General features: G+C 58.1%; 16 protein-coding genes. 12 read left to right on the top strand and 4 right to left on the bottom strand.

What is annotated here, in order from left to right:
* The first annotated feature begins 300 nt into the window (after positions 1-300).
* The 10 genes from ACFIQF_RS07780 to greB all read left to right on the top strand — a co-directional run bounded on the left by ACFIQF_RS07780 (position 301) and on the right by greB (position 12,263).
* Positions 301-1,236 (top strand): DUF6963 family protein, encoded by a 936-nt coding sequence (locus ACFIQF_RS07780; protein ID WP_393941684.1) that lies wholly within the window; start codon positions 301-303, stop codon positions 1,234-1,236.
* Positions 1,229-1,879, top strand: a complete 651-nt coding sequence (locus ACFIQF_RS07775) for a TetR/AcrR family transcriptional regulator (RefSeq protein WP_393941683.1) — start codon at positions 1,229-1,231, stop codon at positions 1,877-1,879. Before ACFIQF_RS07780 ends, ACFIQF_RS07775 begins: the two co-directional genes overlap by 8 nt.
* Positions 1,876-3,537 (top strand): thiamine pyrophosphate-dependent enzyme, encoded by a 1,662-nt coding sequence (locus tag ACFIQF_RS07770; RefSeq protein ID WP_393941682.1) that lies wholly within the window; start codon positions 1,876-1,878, stop codon positions 3,535-3,537. Before ACFIQF_RS07775 ends, ACFIQF_RS07770 begins: the two co-directional genes overlap by 4 nt.
* A gap of 3 nt (positions 3,538-3,540) precedes the next feature.
* Positions 3,541-4,785 (top strand): D-amino acid dehydrogenase, encoded by a 1,245-nt coding sequence (locus ACFIQF_RS07765; protein WP_393941680.1) that lies wholly within the window; start codon positions 3,541-3,543, stop codon positions 4,783-4,785.
* A gap of 70 nt (positions 4,786-4,855) precedes the next feature.
* Positions 4,856-6,448 carry an ABC transporter substrate-binding protein gene (locus tag ACFIQF_RS07760; RefSeq protein ID WP_393941679.1) on the top strand — a complete coding sequence of 531 codons (1,593 nt, stop codon included), beginning with the start codon at positions 4,856-4,858 and terminating at the stop codon, positions 6,446-6,448.
* Positions 6,449-6,455: 7 nt separating this feature from the next.
* Positions 6,456-7,397, top strand: coding sequence for an ABC transporter permease (locus ACFIQF_RS07755; protein WP_393941678.1), 942 nt, complete (start codon positions 6,456-6,458; stop codon positions 7,395-7,397).
* A gap of 29 nt (positions 7,398-7,426) precedes the next feature.
* On the top strand, positions 7,427-8,326 hold the full coding sequence (locus ACFIQF_RS07750) for an ABC transporter permease (protein ID WP_393941676.1): 900 nt from the start codon (positions 7,427-7,429) through the stop codon (positions 8,324-8,326).
* Positions 8,295-9,977, top strand: a complete 1,683-nt coding sequence (locus tag ACFIQF_RS07745) for a dipeptide ABC transporter ATP-binding protein (RefSeq protein ID WP_393941674.1) — start codon at positions 8,295-8,297, stop codon at positions 9,975-9,977. Before ACFIQF_RS07750 ends, ACFIQF_RS07745 begins: the two co-directional genes overlap by 32 nt.
* Positions 9,978-10,001: 24 nt before the next feature.
* On the top strand, positions 10,002-11,450 hold the full coding sequence (locus ACFIQF_RS07740; protein WP_393941672.1) for an N-acyl-D-amino-acid deacylase family protein: 1,449 nt from the start codon (positions 10,002-10,004) through the stop codon (positions 11,448-11,450).
* Positions 11,451-11,708: 258 nt separating this feature from the next.
* Positions 11,709-12,263: a transcription elongation factor GreB gene (gene greB / locus ACFIQF_RS07735; RefSeq protein WP_393941670.1), complete on the top strand. Its 555-nt coding sequence runs from the start codon at positions 11,709-11,711 to the stop codon at positions 12,261-12,263.
* An 88-nt stretch (positions 12,264-12,351) separates the two neighbouring features.
* On the opposite strand, the gene ACFIQF_RS07730 is transcribed toward greB, so the two are convergent.
* From ACFIQF_RS07730 to ACFIQF_RS07715, 4 genes are all read right to left on the bottom strand, one after another.
* Positions 12,352-14,589 (bottom strand): RelA/SpoT family protein, encoded by a 2,238-nt coding sequence (locus tag ACFIQF_RS07730; protein WP_393941731.1) that lies wholly within the window; start codon positions 14,587-14,589, stop codon positions 12,352-12,354.
* A gap of 114 nt (positions 14,590-14,703) precedes the next feature.
* A complete protein-coding gene (gene rpoZ / locus ACFIQF_RS07725; protein ID WP_393941669.1) occupies positions 14,704-14,907 on the bottom strand; it encodes a DNA-directed RNA polymerase subunit omega in 204 nt (67 codons plus the stop codon).
* Positions 14,907-15,545 (bottom strand): guanylate kinase, encoded by a 639-nt coding sequence (gene gmk / locus ACFIQF_RS07720; protein ID WP_393941667.1) that lies wholly within the window; start codon positions 15,543-15,545, stop codon positions 14,907-14,909. Before gmk ends, rpoZ begins: the two co-directional genes overlap by 1 nt.
* A 28-nt stretch (positions 15,546-15,573) precedes the next feature.
* A complete protein-coding gene (locus ACFIQF_RS07715; RefSeq protein ID WP_393941665.1) occupies positions 15,574-16,485 on the bottom strand; it encodes a YicC/YloC family endoribonuclease in 912 nt (303 codons plus the stop codon).
* A 72-nt stretch (positions 16,486-16,557) separates the two neighbouring features.
* Here ACFIQF_RS07715 and ACFIQF_RS07710 point away from each other — a divergent pair, with 72 nt between their 5' ends.
* Both ACFIQF_RS07710 and ACFIQF_RS07705 read left to right on the top strand, forming a co-directional pair.
* A complete protein-coding gene (locus tag ACFIQF_RS07710; protein WP_393941663.1) occupies positions 16,558-17,550 on the top strand; it encodes a serine/threonine protein kinase in 993 nt (330 codons plus the stop codon).
* The gene (locus tag ACFIQF_RS07705) at positions 17,547-18,386 is read left to right on the top strand and encodes a PP2C family protein-serine/threonine phosphatase (RefSeq protein ID WP_393941661.1); all 840 of its coding nucleotides are present in this window, start codon (positions 17,547-17,549) and stop codon (positions 18,384-18,386) included. The genes ACFIQF_RS07710 and ACFIQF_RS07705 overlap by 4 nt, the downstream gene beginning before the upstream one ends.
* Positions 18,387-18,443 lie beyond the last annotated feature (57 nt).

The following is an 18,443-nucleotide window of genomic DNA, read 5'->3' as shown; positions in this document are numbered from 1 at the left end:
AAATGCCAACGCATCTCCAAGTTTTCTTCGTGTTCTAGAGCGGCTTTTTGGCTGCAGTTGTATGCAGGTGGCTTTCGGCCGTGTAACCAAGCACGATGACTACCGGATGTGCCAGTTACGTTTGCCTGCCAGTACCACGCTCACAAAGGCAAACCCGGTGGTGAGCGAGCGAAAAAATGCGGATTCTTCACTGCATTCTGCGGGTTTGTACTGGCAAATTAGGCTAGGAAGCTACTAGATTTCGGCATCACTTCAGTACTAACATCCGCAATGTGACCACGTGGTCACATTGGAGCCGGAATGACGATTGGGATAGTTGCGAATGGAGCTAATGCGGGCGCCGCTGTGGTTGATGCGCTGCTGGCAACGGAGTTGCTCGGGCGTGGAGCGATCGGTGGCTTCGCCGTATTTGCGTATGTGGATGCTGCGGGGGAGATGCAGTATCTGACAACGCAGCAGGGCGGTGTGAGTTCGTTGGGGCTCTTTGATGCTTGCCTGACTGCAGATGCGGCAGCCGTGATTTCCAGTGGCCCTGACAGGCCTGAACCTTTGACGCAGTTTCTTCCAGTATCGCGTGGCGTTGGCTTCGTGACCGGGCATCGTTTGCCTAACTCACTTGGCACCGATGGTATGCCTTTGAATCGTGCTGCTTTGGAAGAGATGGGTGCGGGGCAGGATCCGCAAAGTGCTGTAGATCGGGTGTTGCGCAATGCGCCGGAGTTGGATGCAGGGCTGATCGCCATGAATCTCCAAGGGCAAATCGGCTTAGGAAACAGTGCTCGGGTGTCCCGTCGGGCTGACCTGGGAATCTTTCAGCGCGTGGAAAAGGGGCGTAGTTTGGCCTTCATGCTCAACTCGATTTATGGCCTTGAGGGCGTAACCCCCAGTGTTACCGGTATTGCAGGGATTGCTTGGAGCCGCCTGTTGGGAACACGGAGTCAGGATGTGTTTGTGACGCTGAGGCAAACCGTGGAATTGAAGCTGGGTGCGCAAGATGTTGTTCATGTGAATGAGCACAATGAAATTCAGCTACTGGAAACCGCTAATCCGAGGCTTCTGGAGATGAATCGGCGAACCACGGTGGTCTACCTGGGAGCCCTGATCAAGCGAGATGGGTTGGCGGTCGGAAACTCTATGTCTGAACTGTATTTGCATGTGGAGGCAGGGACTGTGGTTCCGTCTGCCCTACACGCTCAAAACACTTTTTTGATGCGCGCTGGAGGAAAACATGACTAAGCGCCTGGAAACCCAAAAGGCCATCATGCAGGCGCTGGAGGAGCAGATCCGCGAGACCGGCATGGCCGGAGTGGGCGTGAATGCGATCGCCAAGCGGGCCGGTGTCAGCAAGGAACTCATCTACCGATATTTCGATGGCATGCCAGGACTGCTGATGGCTTGGATGAGCGAGCAGGATTACTGGACCAACCATTCCAAACACTTGTCTGCGGCAGAGTTTGCCACTCGCACCCCGGCGGATTTGATCTTGTCAATGTTGCGAGAGCAGATCGAGGCACTGGGAGCCAATGAGACGCTGCGCGAAATCAGGCGTTGGGAACTGATGGAGCGTAACGAGGTCACTGCTCAATTGGCCGATCGGCGAGAGCGTGCAGCACGTGGTTTTATTTCGCGGGTAGATGGTTTGGCCAGTGATGTGGATGTACCAGCGCACGTCAGCATCATGCTGGCCGGAGTTCTCTACCTGATGCTTCGATCCAAAACCGAGAGCCATTTTCTGGGGGTGGAGTTGCGCACGAATGAAGGGTGGGCCCGCTTGTTCTCGGCGCTTGAGGGGATGGTGGGGCAACTGCCGGCTGATTTGAAGAACCACTCATTGGCGGACTTGGAAGCGGCCCGCGATTCAAAGGAGCCAGGCGTATGAACCGAGCATCCGATGTGCTGGTTGACACCTTGATTCACCACGGGGTGGACCGTGTGTTCTGTGTGCCCGGAGAGAGTTACCTTGCTGTGTTGGATGCGCTGGTTGGGAAGTCCTACGTTGATGTGGTGACCTGCCGCCATGAGGGAGGCGCGGGATTCATGGCGATTGCAGACGCGCGTGCAACGGGCAGGGCGGGTGTTGCTTTGGTCAGCCGAGGGCCTGGGGCGATGAATGCGAGTATTGCGCTTCACTCCGCGCAGCAAGACGCGGTTCCGTTTGTGTTGTTCGTGGGGCAGGTAGAGCGCTCTCATCTGGGTATGAGTGCATTTCAGGAGGTGGACTACACCAGCGTGTTTGGCAGTATCGCCAAGTGGGTGGTGGAGGTGCGAGATGCGGATCGCCTAGCCGAATCAGTGGCGCGTGCTTTTCATGCCGCACTGAGCGGTACGCCAGGGCCAGTCGTGGTCTCATTGCCTGAAGACATGTTGGAGGACCTGACAGCAAGCGGCCCTGCCAGGCCACTGGCGCTCGCTCAAGGGGGCGCATCCAATGAGCAACTGACGCAAGTGCACCAGCAACTGATGACAGCCCAGCGTCCACTGGTGATTGCCGGCGGTTTGCTGAAAGGCGATGAGGGACAGGCTGCTCTGATCACATTTGCTGAGGCTTATGGAGTACCTGTAGCAGCGTCTGTACGACATGCAGACCTCCTGCCGAATGATCACCCTTTGTATGCGGGGCACTTGGCCTATGGAGCGCCCAAGGTGCTCACGCAAGCATTGGAGCAGGCGGATTTTGTGCTTGCCGTTGGCACGCGCCTTGGCGATGTGACAACGCAAGGGTATCGCTTTCCAGCTGCCCCAGTCACACAGCAGCCCGTAGTACAGGTATGGCCCGATGCTGCAGTTGTCGGGAATGTGCGCGGCTTGGCCATGGGGCTGACTGCAGATCCAGTTGCATTTTTGCGCGACATGACGAAGCTGGCAGGCCATCAGCAGTCAAAGGAAAAGCAAGCCTGGGCAGAGCAACTGCATGGCTTGCAGAGCGATTTGCAGTGCTGGAAGGGGCCACTGGATGCTGATGACGGTGTGATCTTCGGCGCTATGGTTCAACAGGCAGATCAGTTGTTGCCCTCTGATGCGGTCATTACCATCGATGCCGGGAACTTTGGCGGTTGGGTGCAGAGAATCATGCGGTTTGGCGGTGGTCGCAAGATGATTGCGCCGTCTTCCGGTGCGATGGGCTACGGTGTGCCCGCGGCTGTGGCCATGAGCCTGCGCTATCCCGGTCGCAACGTGGTTTGTTTTGTGGGCGATGGCGGCTTTCTCATGACTGGCAACGAGCTGGCCACAGCTATACAAAAAGGAGCGCGGCCTATCATCATTGTGTCGGACAACTCGGCGTACGGCACCATTCGCATGCACCAGGAGAAGCACTTCCCGCATCGAGAAAGTGCAACAGCGCTGGTCAATCCCAACTTTGCAGGGCTAGCGCGTGAGTTTGGTGCGCTAGGTATTACGGTGCGGCACAGCTCTGAGATCAAAGCTGCGCTTGAACAAGCGTTGGCTGCTGATGGCCCCGTGCTGATCAGCGTCTGCACCAGTCTCATGCAAATATCCGTGGGCGCATCCATAAACCAGTTGCGCGAAGGAGCCTGAGCCATGAAGGTGCTGGTCATAGGCGCAGGTATCGTGGGGCTGAGTTCAGCTTATGCGTTGGCTCGCGAAGGTCATGATGTGAGCGTGGTAGATGCTGCGGCAGGCCCGGGCGCCTTGACCAGTTTCGCCAACGGCGCGCAGCTGAGTTACAACTTCGTAGCCCCACTGGCAGACCCTGATGTCTTGGGTAAATTGCCCCAGTGGTTGATGTCTGCGGATTCGCCACTTCGCTTGAAGATCGGGCTTGATCCTGCGTTGTTGCGCTGGTCGCTGCATTTCCTGAAGGCTTGCCGGCGCAGTCTGGCGTTGCGCACCACGCAAGAACTATTGCAGCTGGGATTGCACAGTCGTTTGCTCATGCACCAGATGCAAGAGCGTGAAGCCTTTGATTTTGACTTTGAGTCGAAAGGTAAGTTGCTGGTCTATCAGAGCGAGCAGGCACTGGGCAGTGCACGCACGCAAATGCAAGTGCAAGCCCATATTGGTGGTGAACAACGGGAGCTTTCAACTGTGCAGTGCGTCGAACTGGAGCCTGCACTTGAAGATATCTCCGCGCGTGTAGTGGGCGGAATTTTCACACCCAGCGAAGACTCGGGCGACTGTCACTCTCTGTGCATTGAACTTCACAAGGCACTTGCCGCACGCTATGGCGTGGTCTTTCATTTCAATACGGCGGTTGAGGGTTTCATAGCACAGGCCGATGCGATTGCGACAGCTCTGACCTCCCAAGGGGACATGCAGGCAGATGCCTATGTGGTGGCCAACGGCATAGGGGCACAGAAATTGCTTTCTGACTTGGACATGAACCCGCTGATCTATCCGCTCAAGGGCTACAGCCTCACCTATACGCTGACCTCCCAAAGTAGTGCACCGGCATTGAGCGTAAGCGACGTGCATAACAAGGTCGTCTATGCCCGGCTGGGCAACCGCTTGAGAGTGGCTGGCATGGTGGACATCGGCGACCGATCTACCACGTTGGTGCCACGACGACTCTCTTTGCTGAAGTCTCAAGTACAGGACTATTTGCCGCGCTTGAACGCTTTGGCCCCCCCTGTGGAATGGACGGGGCTCCGACCCGCGCGACCTGATGGCAAGCCTGTGATCGGCAAGACGCGAATGCGCAATTTATGGGTCAACGCAGGGCAAGGTGCACTCGGCTTTACCTTGGCCTCTGGCAGTGCAGCCGTGTTGGCCGATCGAATGGCGGGCAGGCCATCTGCAGTGCCCGCAGAGATGTTTCAGTTGTAGCCTGGGTCAAATGACCCGAAGTTTCCGGCAAGGCAGTCGGTCGTCTCAGTTGGTGAAAAGGGGAACGGACATGCATAGCAATACCAGTAACTTGGCCAGGAAATCCATTCTTGCGGCCGGGGTGGCACTTTCGGTAATTTTGCCGATGCAGGCGCATTCAGAGGTCAAGCTCACAGCGGTGATGCAGTCCGGCCTTCGGGTGTTGGACCCTGAGTTGACTACCGCCTTTCTGACCCGTGATCACGCATACATGATCTACGACACCTTGTTGGGTGTAGACAGCCAGTTCAAAGTACAGCCTCAGATGGCCAGTTGGACGGTAAGCAGTGATCAGAAAAGCTATACGTTCACCTTGCGCAGCGGGCTGAAGTGGCATGACGGGACGCCTGTGACGGTAGAAGACTGCATCGCATCCATTAACCGCTGGGCCTCGGTGGACGTGACCGGTCAGGTGCTGATGACGATGGTGCAAAGCATCCAGGCGGTGGATGACAAGTCCTTCAAGGTGGAGCTCAAGCAGCCGACTACCTTGCTGTTGGACGGTCTGGCAAAAATCAGCTCCCGTCCTGCTTTCATGATGCCTAAGCGCATTGCGGACACGCCTGCCACGGTGGCGATCACCGAGTACATCGGATCGGGGCCGTTCAAGTTTGCGACGGCAGAATTCAAGCCCGGCCTGAAAGCGGTCTATCTGAAGAATACGGACTACGTGCCACGGTCAGAACCTCCGAGCTGGACAGCGGGAGGCAAGGTCGTCAACGTGGACCGTGTTGAATGGGTCACCATGCCCGATCAGATGACGGCAGTGAACGCGCTGCAAAACGGCGAAGTGGACTTTATTCAGCAAGTGCCATTTGACTTGTTGCCGATGGTGGAGAACAAGACCGGGCTGCAAGTCAAGGTGATCGACAAACTGGGCAGTTGGACCTATTTCCGGATGAATCATCTCCACCCTCCGTTTGACAACAAACTGGTGCGCCAGGCAGCGATAGCTGCGGTGGCGCAAGAAGATGTGCTCAAGGCATTGGTGGGCAATTCCAAGTACTACAAGACCTGTGCTGCAGTGATGGGCTGCGGCAACCCCAATGGTGACAACTATGGGGCCGATTGGGTCATACCCGGGAGACTCGACAAAGCCAAGGAGCTGCTGAAAGAGGCCAAGTACGATGGAACGCCGGTAGTCATTCTGCAGCCTACGGATATCGCCATGCTCTCTGCACAGCCCGTAGTTGTGGGGGCGGCTTTGCGCAAGGCAGGTTTCAACGTCAAGATGAAGACGATGGACTGGCAGACGGTTGTCACCCAACAAGGTAATCGCAAGTCCCCGGTTGATGGAGGTTGGAATATTTTCTCCACCTATAGCATTCTTGCAACCAGCGGCGACCCTTTCAACAATACCACCATCGCCTCCAACGGCGAGAAGGCTTGGGCTGGTTGGCCCAACGTGCCAGAAATTGAAGCACTACGTATGAAATATGCGCAGGTGACCGACACGGCTGAACGCAAGCAGTTGGCAGCGCAGATCCAGAAGCTGGCGATTGACGAGGGAATTGTTGCACCCTTGGGGCAATTCCAGATCCCGGCCGCCTACAGCAGCAAGCTGACCGATATTGTGGAAGCGCCAGTCACCCTGTATTGGGGGCTGAAGAAAGCACAGAAGTAAGGCAATCATGTTGGCCTATCTGCTACGCCGAGTCGCTGCCACCATTCCTGTGATTTTGATGGTGGCGGTGGTTGTGTTCTCGTTGCTGCGTCTCACACCTGGCGACCCTGCGGCCATTCTGGCGGGGGACGACGCCAGCGAAGAGCAACTCTCCAAGATCCGGGCCAACATGGGGTTGGACAAGCCCATTCATGTTCAGTTTGCCGTGTGGCTCATGCAATTGTTGAAGGGCAACTTTGGAGAGTCTTTGTTGTCGGGTACATCGGTGAGCTCCATGATCGCCGATCGAGTGGGGCCTACTGCTGCGTTGGCTCTCTTCACCATCGTATTGACTCTGGCGGTAGCGATTCCTCTGGGAACGCTTGCCGCCGCCAAGCGAGGCAAGTGGGTGGACAGGACGGTGATGACTTTTTCGGTGCTCGGTTTCTCACTGCCATCTTTCGTGATTGGCTACCTGCTGATTTACTTCTTGTCGCTGAAGTTGGGCTGGTTTCCTGTGCAAGGTTTTGCGCCAGAGGGATCGGGCCTTGGCAAGACTCTGCAGCACCTGTTGTTGCCTGCCATAGCGCTCAGCGGCCTCTACATCGCGCTTGTGGCACGCATCACCAGGAGCAGCCTGGTTGAGGTGATGGGCGAGGACTTCATTCGCACCGAACGTGCCAAGGGGGCGACAGAGATTTCCATTCTTCTCAAGCAAGGCTTGCGCAATGCCGCTGTGCCCATCGTCACCGTCGTGGGCATTGGTATTGCGTCGCTGATCACGGGTGTGGTGGTCACCGAGTCTGTCTTCAATTTGCCAGGCCTTGGTCGTTTGGTGGTGGAGGCTGTATTGGCTCGGGACTACCCGGTCATTCAGGGAGTAACGCTGTTTTTCTCGTTCGTTTACATCCTGATCAACCTTGCAGTAGACGTGCTCTACACCGTATTCGATCCGCGCATTCGCTACTGACTGTGCACACGATAAATTGAGGTCACAACATGACGGCAGAGACAACTTACCTGCAGGAACCGGTTCTTAGCGAGCCGCCTCGCAACCCGCAAGGTTTGTGGTGGGGGCGCTGGAAGCGTGAGCTGCGCAGCCCGCCGGTCGCGATAGCTGCGGCGATATTTATTCTGGTGGTTGGCATTGGGGTATTGGCACCCATGCTTATCCACATAGATCCGATAGAGATTGATCCGTCAGCCCGGCTAGCGAGCCCATCTGCAGAGCACTGGCTTGGAACGGACAGTTTTGGACGCGACACGTTTACCCGGCTGTTTTACGGTGCACGTGTATCCCTGATTATTGGTGCATCCGCAACACTGGTCAGTGCGCTTGTGGGTATGTTGATCGGCGTATTCGCCGGCTACTTTCGCAGTGCAGATGCCATCATCATGCGGGTCATGGACGGCATCATGGCGATTCCCAGTATTTTGCTGGCCATCGCGCTGGTTTCCCTCACCGGAGGGACGCTGTGGACGGTGTTGATTGCCATCATCATCCCGGAGATACCTCGGGTGGTGCGGTTGGTGCGGGGTGTCATCCTCAGTGTGCGTGATGAAGCCTATGTGGAAGCGGCCATCTCCATGGGAACCCGCACGCCGCGCCTGTTATGGCGGCACATGGTGCCCAGCACGCTGGCGCCGTTGGTGGTGCAGGGCACTTTCATCTTCGCTTCGGCCATCCTGACGGAAGCCACTTTGAGTTTTCTGGGGGCGGGTCTTCCCAATGAGATTCCATCCTGGGGCAACATGATGGCAGACGGACGCATGTACTTTCAGCTCAAGCCGGAGCTGGTGATGCTTCCCGGCCTGATGCTGGCGATGACGCTGTTGTCCGTGAACGTGCTGGGTGACGTGTTCCGCGATGTTCTGGATCCCCGTCTGGCTGCAAAGTAAGGAGGTCGACGTGATTGAATCCACTGCATCAACCGCTGGCCCCGTGCTGGAGGTAAAAGAGCTGCTAATCCAAACGGTAGGAGTGGAGCCCCGGCAACTTGTGCATTCTGTGAGTTTCAGTATTCACCCTGGCGAGACACTGTGCATCGTGGGTGAATCGGGCTCGGGGAAGTCACTGACTTCGTTTGCCATCATGGGCTTGCTGCCCCCTGAGAGCCTGCGCTGTAGCGGAGGCAGCATTCTGCTGGAGGGCGAAGACATTCTGCGTGCAACACCCGCGCGCTTGCGAGAGCTCCGAGCAACGCGCATGTCCATGGTGTTTCAAGAGCCGATGACAGCGCTTAACCCAGTGGAGAAAGTGGGGCGGCAGATAGATGAGGTGCTGCGTCTGCACACCGCCCTTGACGGCGCAGGCCGCCGCAAACGTGTGCTGGCGATGATGGCGGACGTTCATCTGCCCGATCCTGAGCGTATCTACGATTCGTACCCCCATCAGCTGTCCGGTGGGCAGCGGCAGCGCGTGGTGATTTGTCTGGCGCTGATCCTAAAGCCACGTCTGTTGATCGCCGATGAGCCGACGACCGCTCTGGATGTGACTACGCAAAAGCAAATACTCGCACTTATCCGTGAGCTGCAAATGAAAAACGACACTGCTGTCTTGTTCATTACGCACGATTTTGGAGTAGTAGCTGAGATTGCTGACCGTGTGGTTGTTATGAATTCGGGGCAAGTTGTGGAATCTGGCACGCGCGCGCAGGTGCTGGCCCATCCGCAGAAGCAATACACGCGTATGTTGGTGTCATCGGTACCGAGCCTGGTGCCGCCAGTGCGCACCCGAAACGAGGACAAAGTGGTATTGAAGGTGGATGGGCTTAGCAAGCGCTATGACTCAAAATCGATCTTCAAGCGTCGAACCGTCTTGGCCGCGGACGAGGTGAATCTTCAACTTCGTCGTGGAGAGATTCTGGGCGTTGTGGGGGAATCGGGCTCAGGCAAGTCCACGCTGGCGCGTTGCATTGCCCGTTTACAAGAGCCGAGCTCAGGGACTATCCGCGTTCTTGACTCAGACATAGCTGCGCAGAAAGGCGAGTCTTTGCGGCGGGCACGACGTCATATTCAGATGGTGTTTCAGGATCCCTATCGCTCGCTGAACCCTCGGGTACGCATCGGTGAGTCTCTTATTGAAGGCGTAACCAACTTTGGCGTCTCCTCTGCCGAAGCTCTAAGTAAGGCGAAGAAGTTGCTGGAGCTGGTGGGGCTCGATGGGGGCGCACTGACACGCTATCCGCATCAGTTCTCGGGAGGCCAGCGCCAGCGTATCTGCATAGCGCGTGCGCTGATGCTGGAGCCCGACCTGCTGATCGCTGACGAGGCAGTTTCCGCGCTCGATGTGTCCGTGCAAGCGCAAGTGCTGAGGCTGTTGGATGAAGTCCGGGCCAACACCGGTATTGCCGTGTTGTTCGTAACACATGATCTTCGTGTAGCAGCGCAGATTTGCGACAACATCATCGTAATGAAGCAGGGGCGAGTGGTGGAAAACGGTCCTGCCCGGCAAGTGCTGACAGAGCCCAGTGATGACTACACCCGTGCGCTGCTGGATGCTGCGCCAGGACGTGATTGGGACTTTCAGAATTTCCGTGCACTGCATTGATTGGGTAAATCGCAGGAGAGGCTTATGTCAGTCACTTTCGACCTGGTCATTCGCAACGTCGATGTTGTGGATGGAAGTGGTGCACCGAGATTTCGTGCAGATGTCGCAGTCGATGGACAGCGTATTGCACGAATCGGTGACCTTGCGGAGGCGGCGGGCCATGAAGAAGTCCTTGCCACTGGTCTATGTTTGGCACCTGGGTTCATTGACTCGCACACACATGACGATCGAGTGTTGCTGTCAAGCGGAGATATGCAGCCCAAGGTCAGCCAGGGTGTCACAACCATCATCGGTGGTAACTGCGGCATATCGCTAGCTCCAATGCCATCCCCTCAAAGTCCTCCTGTACCTCCGCTGGATTTGCTCGACGCACAAGGAAGCTGGTATCGATACAAGCGGTTCTCAGACTATTTGAAGGCACTCAGTGCTCAGCCTGCCGCTACGAATTGTGCGATGTTGGTTGGACATACGACATTGCGTGTGATCGAGATGGACAACGTACTCAGACCCGCTTCGGCAGCGGAGATGGCGCGAATGCAAAGCCATGTAGCCGAAGCCATGGAGGCGGGGGCCATTGGGGTTTCAACCGGGCTGGCCTACGCCCCTGCTGCCTCTGCTACCACGGCGGAGGTGATTGAGGTATGTCGACCGCTGACCTCGCACCAAGGCCTGTATTGCACGCACATGCGGGATGAGGGCGATGCAGTCATGGAGTCGCTGGAAGAGACTTTCCTCATTGGGCGAGAGCTTCAGGTACCCGTGCTGATTTCGCACCACAAGCTCGTTGGCCAGGCGAACTATGGGCGCTCCGTCGAAACGTTGGAACTCATTGCTCAGCAAATGCAAAAGCAATCGGTTTGCCTGGATTGCTATCCCTATGACGCCTCGTCCACCATTCTTACGCTGAAACTGGCCAACAGCTCCAAGCGCACGGTGGTGACTTGGTCTCAATCGCTCCCCGAGTTTGCGGGCACCGATCTTGACGAGGTAATGCGTAAACTGGGTTGCAGCATGGAGGATGCCATCTCCAGGCTCCAACCTGCCGGGGCCGTCTATTTCCGAATGGAGGAACGTGATGTGAGCCGTATTCTCCAGTTCGAGGAAACCATGGTTGGATCCGACGGTCTGCCGCACGATGAAGTACCTCACCCGCGCCTTTGGGGAACCTTTCCGCGGGTACTCGGGCCCTACAGTCGGGACTTGGGCCTTTTCCCACTGGAGAAAGCGGTACACAAGATGACAGGCCTGACGGCCATGCGTTTCGGCCTGGCTGGACGAGGACTGCTTCGTGAGGGCTATGCAGCGGACATGGTGTTATTCGATCCACTCACTGTGGGCGACCGGGCTACCTTTGAAAACCCAACACGACCGGCGGTGGGCATCCATACGGTATGGACCAACGGGACGCCAGTCTGGAGCTGCGGACGGATAACAGGCCAGCGGCCAGGCCAGTTGCTGCGTCGTACTCCTTGAGTCTATCCATGCGAGAGCTGCGGATCCGATGGGCACTGCGCGGGTTCTGTCTTACACGCCGGTGCAGGGCCAGCTCGAAGACGTGTCTGACCGGTTCATGAGAGGCAGAGTAATATCCGCATTACTTTTTTTCAAGTAATGCGGTTTTCAATCAGATTCCGGCAGCGACCTTCTGCTGAGAACGGCAGGCTCGCTCCGAACCCCAGGTTTTTTCACCCCCAGCCCCCAGAACCGTGCGGTTTTGTTTAAATAGCATCCATGAACAAGGCATTTACCAAAGAGACAGACGCGGACGATGACGAGTTGCCGGAGTTGCCCAAGATTGCTGGTGGCAAGAACTACATCACGCCGGCGGGTTACAAGGCGCTGGAGACGGAGTTGCTGCAGCTGATCGACGATGAGCGGCCCAAGGTGGTGGAGGTGGTGCACTGGGCGGCCAGTAACGGGGACCGCTCGGAGAATGGCGACTATCTGTATGGCAAGAAGCGGCTGCGCGAGATTGATCGGCGTATCCGTTTTCTGACCAAGCGCATGGAGGCCGCTGAGGTGGTAGACCCTGCGGTGCACCACGGCAGCGACCAGGTGTTTTTTGGCGCGACGGTGACCTGCTGCGACCAGCATGGCGAGGAGGAGCGCATCGTGATCATGGGGATTGACGAGGCAGATGCCAGCCGTGGCCAGGTGAGCTGGATTGCGCCGATTGCGCGGGCTTTGCTCAAAGCGCGGGTGGGCGACGAAGTGCAGCTGCCCACGCCAGGCGGTGTGCGCATTTTGGAAGTGTTGGAGGTGGAGTACCCGGCGCCAGCGGCGTGATGCGCTGAGTACTGTGCTCTCCCCAAAACCAAAGAGCCGTTGCATTGCAACGGCTCTTTGCGAATGGGAAGGTGTTATTGGCTCGCGCTCATGCGGCGGGCAAGATACGGTAGGCGCGAGACACGTAGGGCAGCTTGACGAGCTGGCGCAGCACATGCTCGATCTGGTGGCGGTCTTTGACGGCCAGCACAAACTTGAGCTCGGTGGTGTCCATGGCCACTTCGTCGTCCATGGTGATGTGGGTGATGTCGGAGCCGAGTGCGGCAATTTCGGCGGCGATTTTGCCCAGCACGCCTTTGCCGTTGCTGATGGTGACGACCACACCGGTTTCAAACTCGGCCTTGGGCTCGTCTGCCCATTCCACGGCCACCAGGCGCTCGGCATCTTTGTTCAGCAGCTTTTTGAAGACTGCGCAATCGCTGTTGTGCACGATCAGGCCGGCATTGCGGTCCAGGTAGCCGGCAATTTTGTCGCCCGGTACGGGGCGGCAGCATTTGGCGTATTTGACGGCAGCATTGGCGCTGCCATCCAGCACCACGGCGGTGGATGCGGCGCTGCCTTGGCTTTTGTAGCGCTCTTGGGTCAGCAGCACAGCGTCGGGGCGGGTGCCGTGCTCGGCCAGCAAATCAGCGGCTTGTTTGGCTACAAATACCGCAATGCGTTTGCCTTGACCAATGTCGTTGAGCAGCTCGGTTTTGTTGCGCACGCCCAGGCGGGTTTGCAGCTCTTCCCACAGCGCCTTGTCCTCGGGCAGCTGCGAGATGCCTTCGGCGCGCAGGGCCTGCAGCAGCAGGCGCTCGCCGAGCAAGCCGGTTTCGTTCTGGCTTTGCGATTTGAGGTAGTTGCGGATCTTGGATTTGGCCCGGCCGGTGCGTGCAATGGTGAGCCAGGACGGGTGCGGTACCGCATCGGGCGAGGTGGTGATTTCGATGATGTCGCCGCTTTTGAGCACCGTGCTCAGTGGCACCAGGTCGTGGTTGATGCGGGCGCTGGCCGTATGTTCGCCTACGTTGCTGTGGATGGCGTAGGCAAAATCCAGCACCGTGGCGCCACGCGGCAAGGTGAGCATCTGGTTTTTGGGCGTGAACACGTAGACCGAATCGGGGAACAGATCTACGCGCACGTTGTCCCAGAACTCGTGCGCGTCGCGGGTTTCGTCCTGAATGTCGAGCAGCGACTGCACCCATTTGTTGCCCACGCCCAGCTGTTCGCTGGCTGCTGTGGGGCGCGCCTGGATCATCCAGTGGGTGAGCACACCGTTTTCGTCGACCAGATTCATGTCTTCGGTGCGAATCTGGAAATCCATGCTCACGCCCGAAGGGCCGACCAAGGTGGTGTGCAGCGATTGGTAGCCGTTGGATTTGGGGTTGGCCACGTAGTCGCGGAACTTGGAGGGCACCGGGCGGAAGATCTGGTGCAGCACGCCGAGGGCGGTGTAGCAGTCGATTAAGCTGGGCACGATGATGCGCACCGCATACGAATCAGTGACCTGGGCGAAGGAGAGGTGCTTGGCGTCCATCTTGCGGTAGATGGAGTAGAGCGTTTTCTCCTGGTTGCCAATGCGGATCTTGATGCCGGATTTGGCGAAGGCCGCATCCACCTCAGCGTGGATTTTTTGCACCACTTCTCGGCGGCGGTTGCGTGAGCGGCCCAGCGCTTTGACCAGCGTGTCGTGGCGCCAGGGGTGCAGGTGTTTGAACGCCAGGTCCTGCAGCTCGCGGTAGACCTTGTTGATGCCCAGGCGGTTGGCGATGGGCACATGGATTTCCATGGTCTCGGTCGAGATGCGGCCCCATTTGCTGCGCGGCATGTCGGACATGGTGCGCATGTTGTGGGTGCGGTCTGCAAGCTTGACGAGGATGACGCGTACATCGCGCGCCATGGCCAGCAGCATTTTGCGAAACGATTCGGCCTGGTTTTCTTCGCGCGAGTTGAACTGCAGTTTGTCCAACTTGGTCAGGCCGTCCACCAACTCGGCCACCACCTCACCAAACTGGCGGGCAATGTCTTCGCGGGTGACGCCGCAGTCTTCCATGGCGTCGTGCATCAGCGCGGCCATCAGGGCCTGGGCGTCGAGCCTCCAGCTGGCGCAGATTTCTGCCACCGCGATGGGGTGGGTGATGTACGGATCGCCGCTGCTGCGGAACTGGCCGGCGTGGGCGCTGGCGGCAAAGTCAAAGGCTTCTTCCACCTTGGCCAAATCGGCGTCGCTGAGGTAATCGAGCTTTTCCAGAAACGCCGCATAGGCACTCACTACTACCGGGTAGGACATGGCAGGCTTGGCTGCGGCGGTAGCGGGAGTGCCGGAGGCGGGGGCGGTAGGCATGGAGATGGACACGGACTTCACGCCTTTACTGTAGCGTGCGAAGTTAAATTTGTGTGAATACCAAGAAAAATGGCACCGATATTCGGTGCCATTGGCAGAAGCATCGCCAGGTGTTTAACCCGGAACCTTCTTGAGCATTTCCAGACCGACCTTGCCGGCTGCCACTTCGCGCAGCGCGGTCACGGCGGGCTTGTTGCGGCTTTCGATCTTGGGCGTGTGGCCTTGGCTCAGCATGCGAGCGCGGTAGGTGGCCGCCAGCACCAGCTGGAAGCGGTTAGGGATCTTTTCGAGGCAATCTTCAACGGTGATGCGGGCCATCAGGAGTTCTCCAGGCTGTCGGTGATGTCGAGTGACAAAAATATTTCAGCGCGTGTGCGGCGCTGGCAAGAGTAGCGCAGCCGTTGTGAATGCACAACAGCCTTCAAATCAAACAGGGCGCGTTCGAAGAGTTCGTTGATTATAACGAAGTCGAATTTGCTCACCTGGGCCATTTCTTGGCCGGCGTTCTTCAGGCGCTTTTCGATCACGTCCGAGGCGTCCTCGCCCCGGTTTTCCAGGCGCGAGCGCAGCTCGTCCCAGCTTGGCGGCAGGATGAAGATCAGCACCGCGTGCGGAAAACTGTCTTTGATTTGCAACGCGCCCTGGTAATCGATCTCCAGCACGATGTCGGCGCCCTTGGCCAGACGCTCTTCGATGGCCTTTTTCGAGGTGCCGTACAGGTTGCCGTGCACATTGGCCCATTCGACAAAGGCGTTGCCGGCAATCATTTTCTCGAAGTCTTCACGCGAGGCGAAGAAATACTCGCGGCCGTGCTTTTCTTGGCCACGCGGCGGGCGCGTGGTGTGCGAGATGGAGCGGTAGACCTGTGAATCGAGTTCCAGCAAGGCCTTGACCAGCGATGATTTGCCTGCCCCGCTGGGGGCTGAGACGACAAAGAGGTTTCCTGGGTAATCCATGTTGTGACTAGCGTGTTTTTGCTTTTTGTTATTCGATGTTTTGTACTTGCTCGCGCATCTGTTCGATCAGCACCTTCATGTCGACGCTGATGCGGGTCAGCTCTAGCGCGGCCGATTTGGAGCCGAGCGTGTTGGCTTCGCGGTGCAGCTCCTGGATCAGAAAATCCAGGCGCTTGCCGATGTCGCCACCCTTGCCCAGCAGGCGGGTGATTTCGTCCAGGTGCGAGCGCAGGCGGGTGATTTCTTCGGCCACGTCGATGCGGATGGCAAAGGCGGTGGCTTCGGTCAGTGCGCGGTCTTGCGCGGCTTCGGGCGAGGCGCTGCCATCGGCCAGGGCCATGGCGTCTTTCCAACGCTCCAGAAAACGCTCTTTTTGCTGCTTCACCAACTCGGGCACCAGCGGCTCGGCTTTTTCGGCCAGGGTGCGCAGTTGGTCCACGCGGTCTTGCAGCATGGTGGTGAGGCGCTTGCCTTCGCGCTGGCGCGCGTCGAGCAGGCCTTTGAGCGCTTGTTGGCACAGCTCGGCCACGGCTTCGGCCCAGTTTTCGGGCAGTTCGCTGCTGCCAGTGCCGCTTAAACGCAACACTTCGGCCACTGAAAATGGCGCTGCAGAGGGCATCCAGGCTTGCACTGCGTCCTGAAAGCTGCCCAGCTGCTGCAGCAGGCGGGGAGAAGCCGTCGGAACGCTTGAAGCTTGTTCACTGTTGACCAACACCCGCACTTCCACCTTGCCGCGCTTCAGACTATTATCGACAAGCGTGCGCAACTGCGGCTCGCAGCTGCGGAGATCTTCCGGCAGCTTGAAAGACAAATCGAGAAAACGGCTGTTAACAGAGCGAATTTCCAGTCCGACGCGCCAGGAAGAGGGAGCATGGTTGTCACCGGCCGGTGGGATGCTTTGCTGGACAGAGGCGTAGCCTGTCATGCTGTAAACTGGCATAGGACTGTATGGGGTTGCTTGCAATCGCGCTCATTATCAGGCTTCTCATATACCTGCGTTGTTCAACTAACTATGTCAAAAGCAAAGCCAGCGCCGCTACCCACCAATACCGTGATTGGTGGCTATCGCATCGTGCGGCGCATTTCTTCGGGGGGGTTCGGGGTTGTCTATCTGGCTTTGGCGCCCGATGGGCAGCAGGTCGCCATCAAGGAATACCTGCCTTCCAGCCTGGCCACGCGTGAGCCCGGCCAGCTCTCGCCCACGATCGAGCCCGACAAGCTCTCGCTCTACCGTCTGGGCCTCAAGAGCTTTTTCGAAGAAGGCCGCGCGTTGGCGCAAATCTCCCACCCCTCGGTGGTCAGCGTCTACAACTTCTTCCGCGAGAACGATACCGTCTACATGGTGATGAATTACCTGGAAGGTGCCACCTTGCAGGATTTCATCGTCACCGCCCGCGATTTGAAAGAGGCCAAGGTTTTCCGCGAATCCACCATCCGCTCGCTGTTTGACGAGGTGCTGCGCGGCCTGCGCATCGTGCACCAGCACAAGATGCTGCACTTGGATATCAAGCCGGCCAATATCTTCATCACCGACGACAACAAAGCGGTGATGATCGATTTCGGCGCCGCCCGCGAAGTGCTCAGCAAAGAGGGCAACTTTGTACGCCCCATGTATACGCCCGGCTTTGCCGCGCCCGAGATGTACCGGCGCGATATGCCGCTGGGCCCCTGGACCGATGTCTACGCCATCGGCGCCTGTATTTACGCCTGCATGCAAGGCATTCCGCCCAACGATGCGCCCAAGCGCCAAGAGAAAGACCGGCTGGGTCTGGCCATGTCGAAAGTGCGCGGCGTCTATTCCGACAATTTGATTGAACTGGTCGAGTGGTGCATGGCGCTCGACCCCCAAGCTCGGCCACAATCGGTGTTTTTGTTACAAAAAGAGCTGGCGCGAGAAGACGAGCGCCGCTACACCAAGCTCAGTGTTTCCGAGAAAGTTCGTATGTCGATTGATTCGCTGGTGAGCGACACCAAAAAGCGCGTCGGTGGGGGCCCAACCAAATGAAGTTTTCGGTCTTCCAGCTCAGCCGCAAAGGCGGCCGCGAAAGGAACGAAGACAGGATGGGGTATAGCTATACCAAGGAATCCTGTCTCTTCGTCGTGGCCGACGGCATGGGCGGCCACCCCGAAGGCGAAGTCGCCGCCCAGTTGGCGCTGCAGACGGTATCGCTCGATTTCCAGCGCCTGGCGCGGCCCAAGCTCGACGATCCGGCCGAGTTCCTGGAAAACGCCTTGCTCTCGGCGCACCACAATATCCTGAAGTACGCCATCGCCAATTCCATGGAAGATCCGCCGCGCACCACCCTGGTGGCCTCGGTGGTGCAAGACGGCAGCGTCTGGTGGGTGCATTGCGGTGATTCGCGCCTGTACATGGTGCGCAATGCCAAGGTGCTGGCGCGTACGCGCGACCACTCGTATATGGAGCTGCGCGGCGCGGGCGTGACCAGCGTCAACCCCGATCGCTTCAACCGCAACGTGTTGTTCACCTGCCTGGGCAGCCCATCGCGGCCGTTTTTCGATGTGGCAGGCCCGACCGAGCTGCATCGCAGCGACCGCATCATGCTGTGCTCAGACGGCCTGTGGAGCAGCGTCTCGGAGACGGTGATTGCCCGCGAGCTGGGCAACAAATCGGTCTCGCGCGCGATTCCCGACCTGATCGACGCCGCCTTGCGTAAAGCCGGCTCCAGCAGCGACAACGTGACCGCCGTGGCCATGGAATGGGAAATGCCGGGCGCCGAGCGTTTTGCCAACGAAGGCGAAGATCCCGGTAGCGAAACCTTGCCGCCACCCGTGCCCTTGCCGGAAGAGGCCGCAGGCGAGAAAGCCCAGCCAGCGGGCTGAGCAGCAAGCTAAGACCCGCAGCGCGCTGCGTTTTCGGCAGCGCCTGATAATACGGCT

Origin of the sequence: Comamonas trifloxystrobinivorans (assembly GCF_043359985.1) — a bacterium.
GTDB lineage: Bacteria > Pseudomonadota > Gammaproteobacteria > Burkholderiales > Burkholderiaceae_C > Comamonas > Comamonas trifloxystrobinivorans.
Note: the sequence above shows the minus strand (reverse complement) of the source record. Positions and strands in the feature narration are given on the sequence as shown.

Excerpts from the sequence above, each read along its gene's own strand:
- ACFIQF_RS07750 (WP_393941676.1), top strand. The coding sequence starts at position 7,427 with ATGACGGCAGAGACAACTTACCTGCAGGAACCGGTTCTTAGCGAGCCG.
- rpoZ (WP_393941669.1), bottom strand. The coding sequence starts at position 14,907 with ATGGCCCGCATCACCGTTGAAGATTGCCTCGAAAAGATCCCTAACCGC.
- ACFIQF_RS07780 (WP_393941684.1), top strand. The coding sequence starts at position 301 with ATGACGATTGGGATAGTTGCGAATGGAGCTAATGCGGGCGCCGCTGTG.
- ACFIQF_RS07740 (WP_393941672.1), top strand. The coding sequence starts at position 10,002 with ATGTCAGTCACTTTCGACCTGGTCATTCGCAACGTCGATGTTGTGGAT.
- ACFIQF_RS07745 (WP_393941674.1), top strand. The coding sequence starts at position 8,295 with ATGTTCTGGATCCCCGTCTGGCTGCAAAGTAAGGAGGTCGACGTGATT.
- ACFIQF_RS07770 (WP_393941682.1), top strand. The coding sequence starts at position 1,876 with ATGAACCGAGCATCCGATGTGCTGGTTGACACCTTGATTCACCACGGG.
- ACFIQF_RS07730 (WP_393941731.1), bottom strand. The coding sequence starts at position 14,589 with ATGCCTACCGCCCCCGCCTCCGGCACTCCCGCTACCGCCGCAGCCAAG.
- greB (WP_393941670.1), top strand. The coding sequence starts at position 11,709 with ATGAACAAGGCATTTACCAAAGAGACAGACGCGGACGATGACGAGTTG.
- ACFIQF_RS07755 (WP_393941678.1), top strand. The coding sequence starts at position 6,456 with ATGTTGGCCTATCTGCTACGCCGAGTCGCTGCCACCATTCCTGTGATT.
- ACFIQF_RS07760 (WP_393941679.1), top strand. The coding sequence starts at position 4,856 with ATGCATAGCAATACCAGTAACTTGGCCAGGAAATCCATTCTTGCGGCC.
- ACFIQF_RS07710 (WP_393941663.1), top strand. The coding sequence starts at position 16,558 with ATGTCAAAAGCAAAGCCAGCGCCGCTACCCACCAATACCGTGATTGGT.
- gmk (WP_393941667.1), bottom strand. The coding sequence starts at position 15,545 with ATGGATTACCCAGGAAACCTCTTTGTCGTCTCAGCCCCCAGCGGGGCA.
- ACFIQF_RS07705 (WP_393941661.1), top strand. The coding sequence starts at position 17,547 with ATGAAGTTTTCGGTCTTCCAGCTCAGCCGCAAAGGCGGCCGCGAAAGG.
- ACFIQF_RS07715 (WP_393941665.1), bottom strand. The coding sequence starts at position 16,485 with ATGCCAGTTTACAGCATGACAGGCTACGCCTCTGTCCAGCAAAGCATC.
- ACFIQF_RS07775 (WP_393941683.1), top strand. The coding sequence starts at position 1,229 with ATGACTAAGCGCCTGGAAACCCAAAAGGCCATCATGCAGGCGCTGGAG.
- ACFIQF_RS07765 (WP_393941680.1), top strand. The coding sequence starts at position 3,541 with ATGAAGGTGCTGGTCATAGGCGCAGGTATCGTGGGGCTGAGTTCAGCT.